Annotated in this window: 2 protein-coding genes and 1 pseudogene; 2 read left to right on the top strand and 1 reads right to left on the bottom strand. The window is 62.7% G+C overall.

What is annotated here, in order from left to right; genetic code table 11:
* Positions 1-19 precede the first annotated feature (19 nt).
* Positions 20-364 (top strand): metalloregulator ArsR/SmtB family transcription factor, encoded by a 345-nt coding sequence (locus EN969_RS29260; protein ID WP_127419635.1) that lies wholly within the window; start codon positions 20-22, stop codon positions 362-364.
* 164 nt (positions 365-528) lie between these two features.
* A complete protein-coding gene (locus tag EN969_RS29255) occupies positions 529-1344 on the top strand; it encodes an RNA methyltransferase (protein WP_063168873.1) in 816 nt (271 codons plus the stop codon).
* 92 nt (positions 1345-1436) lie between these two features.
* Here the strand turns inward: EN969_RS29255 and EN969_RS29250 are convergent.
* Positions 1437-1874 (bottom strand): annotated as a pseudogene (locus EN969_RS29250) (hypothetical protein); the annotation flags it as partial.

Raw genomic sequence — 1874 nt, 5'->3', positions numbered from 1 at the left:
AAGGAAGCATGGGGGATCGATGGTCTCGAAAAAGCAAATCGTGAACGCCGAATCGGCGGCAGAGTTTCTAATGCTGATGGGAAATGAGAAGCGACTGTTGATCATGAGCTACCTCGCCGAAGGTGAAATGTCGGTGGGAGCCATAGCCGAGAAGGTGATGCTCAGCCAATCCGCCCTGTCCCAGCATCTCGCCAAGTTGCGGGCGCTCGACCTTGTCGACACCCGCCGCGACCGGCAGATGATTTACTACTCCTGCAAATCCGACGCCGTGCGAGAACTGCTTGTCATGTTGGACGGCATTTTCGGCAGCGGCAAGGATGACCTGTCCCAGATGGCGCACCGCTTGCGCCGTGCTGGAACCTGACCACACAGCCGCCGATCTCGCCGGTGATTCAGAGCGGCATGCGCCGATTTGGGGCGCACAAAGCTGGCTGATTGTCCCGAATTGTCGCATCGTGCTTTCCAAACAAGGTGAGCGCCGGGAAGCGGTCCGGATTTTCGGGCCGATGCGACGGTCGCGAGGAATGCATGGATCCCATTCGCATCGACGACCCGCAAGATCCGCGCGTCGCTGCCTATCTCGACATTCGCGAGCGTGACCTCGCCGGCCGGCAAGGCCGCTTCGTCGCCGAAGGCAAGGTGGTGCTCGACCTGCTGCTCACAACTGGACGCTTTGCCGCCGAATCGGTCCTCGTCCTGGAAAACCGGCTGGCGGGTCTCGACAAGATCCTGAGCAAGGCGCCCGCCGATCTCCCGGTCTATGTGGCAACCAGCGCGGTGATGGACGCAATCGCCGGATTTCACATGCATCGCGGCATCCTGGCCATGGGCCGCAAGGGAGCGCCGCAGCCGGCCGAAGCCCTGCTCGATGGCTTGCCGCCTCGTGCGCTGGTCGTGGTGCTCGTCGGCATCGCCAATCATGACAATGTGGGCTCGATCTTCCGCAACGCCGCCGCCTTTGGCGCTGACGCGGTTTTGCTGGATGCGACGTGCTGCGACCCGCTCTATCGCAAGGCGATCCGCGTTTCGGTCGGCGCCGCGCTCAAGATCCCGTTCGCATCGTTCACCGACACCGCCGGCTTCACAACGATGCTCGCCCGACGTGGCTTCGAACAATTCGCGCTCTCGCCCCGCGGGGAGACCGACATCCGCGATGCGCAGCGCAGCGAGCGCCTGGCGCTCTATCTCGGCACCGAGGGCGAAGGCTTGCCGGACGACCTGCTCGCAAGCCTGCACGACGTGCGGATCACCATGGCGGAAGGCTTCGACAGCCTGAATGTCGCCGCGGCTTCAGCCATCGCGCTGCATCATTTTTCGGCTAGAGCAATTCTAGGAAAAGTGTGAAGCGGTTTTCCGTCCAGAATTGCCTCAAAGCAAAGAGTTAGGGCATTTCGCCGTTTCCGTGAAACGGTGAAATGCTCTAAGGAGACCTGATCTCAGCTTGTCGCGTCAGCCTTCTGCAGCGCGCGCACGCGGTCGGCAAGACTGCGGTCACCGTTGCCGGAGCGTGCGTCCGACGGTACCGCCAATGCCATGGCGATCGGCGAACCAGGCCCCTCGAGCTTGGCCGTCAGATGGACGACCTCCGCCGCCAGCTCGTTCATCTGCTCGCGCAAGGCGGAGCTGCTGTCAGCGGCCTTGGAGGCGGCCAGTGCGGTGAGATCCGCCTTCAGCCGTTTGTTCTCGCGCGCCAGCGCCGTCAGCCTCGCCTCGAGCTGCTCACGGTCGCTATCGAGCTTGGCGATTGCCTTGTCGAAATCATCGCTCCTCGCGACATCGCCGCCCTTGCCGACCAGCCGCAAGGCTGGCGCGCTGTCCTCGGATTTCGATCTTTCGCGCATGCGTGCCAGTTCCTTTTCGCGGCGGTCGAGTTT

It is taken from the genome of Mesorhizobium sp. M7A.F.Ca.CA.003.01.2.1 (assembly GCF_003998945.1).
GTDB classification, from domain to species: Bacteria; Pseudomonadota; Alphaproteobacteria; order Rhizobiales; family Rhizobiaceae; genus Mesorhizobium; species Mesorhizobium ciceri.
This window is presented reverse-complemented; position numbering and strand designations above follow the sequence as displayed.

Excerpts from the sequence above, each read along its gene's own strand:
- EN969_RS29260 (WP_127419635.1), top strand. The coding sequence starts at position 20 with ATGGTCTCGAAAAAGCAAATCGTGAACGCCGAATCGGCGGCAGAGTTT.
- EN969_RS29255 (WP_063168873.1), top strand. The coding sequence starts at position 529 with ATGGATCCCATTCGCATCGACGACCCGCAAGATCCGCGCGTCGCTGCC.